Source organism: Xanthomonas sp. SHU 199 (genome assembly GCF_000364665.1).
Lineage (GTDB): Bacteria > Pseudomonadota > Gammaproteobacteria > Xanthomonadales > Xanthomonadaceae > Xanthomonas_A > Xanthomonas_A sontii.
The window spans coordinates 1-748 of sequence record NZ_AQOI01000556.1 but is presented as its reverse complement, the minus strand read 5'-3'; the positions used below and the strand labels follow the sequence as shown (position 1 = coordinate 748).

Annotated in this window: 1 protein-coding gene and 1 pseudogene; one reads left to right on the top strand and one right to left on the bottom strand. The window is 69.4% G+C overall.

The window, feature by feature from the left end; all coding sequences use genetic code 11:
* A pseudogene (locus D183_RS0116520) lies at positions 1–527 on the top strand (homoserine kinase); the annotation flags it as partial.
* 4 nt (positions 528–531) lie between these two features.
* On the opposite strand, the gene D183_RS27545 reads toward D183_RS0116520, so the two are convergent.
* The coding region (locus tag D183_RS27545) for a hypothetical protein (protein ID WP_232757297.1) at positions 532–748 on the bottom strand (217 nt) is incomplete at its 5' end.

Genomic DNA, 748 nt, shown 5'->3' with positions numbered 1-748 from the left:
CGGTGGCCAGCGGCAGCCGCCACGGCGACAACCTCGGCCCGATGCTGCTGGGCGGGCTAGTGTTGTCGACCCTGGAGCGGCTGGTGCCGGTGCCGGTGCCGAGCGGCTGGCACAGCCTGCTGGTGCACCCGGACGCGACGCTGGAGACGCGCCACGCGCGCGCGGCGTTGGCCGGGGAGTACCGGCTCGGCGAGTTCGTGGCGCAGAGCGCGAACCTGGCGTTGGTGCTGGCGGGCTGTCATGCCGGCGACGAGTCCCTGGTGCGCGCCGGCCTGCGCGACGTGCTGATCGAGCCGCGCCGCGCGCCGCTGATCGTCGGCTTCGACGCGGCCAAGGCGGCGGCGCTGGCGGCGGGGGCGATGGGTGCGGGCATTTCCGGCGCTGGTCCGAGTGTGTTCGCCTGGTTCGCCAGCCGTGCCGAGGCCGAGGCCGCGGCACCGGCGGTGCAGGCGGCTTTCGCAGATGCGGGCTTCGGCAGCCAGCATTGGGTCTCGCCGCTGCAGTGTCCGGGCGCGGCGTTGCTGTAGCCACTTATTGGAGCGGTGCGTTGTCCGTGCCGCTGTTGCTGTCGCTAGTGTCGTTGCTGTTGCCGATTTCGAATTTGCTTTTGTTGTCGCTGTCGCTCTGGTCTTTGCTTTGCTTTTGCTTTGTTGTTGCTGTTGCTGTTGCCGTACAGGGTTCCCTTCCGAAGCGGCGGCCATCGCGGGGAAATACCCGAAGGGCGGCGTACATGGATGTACGCCGTCCG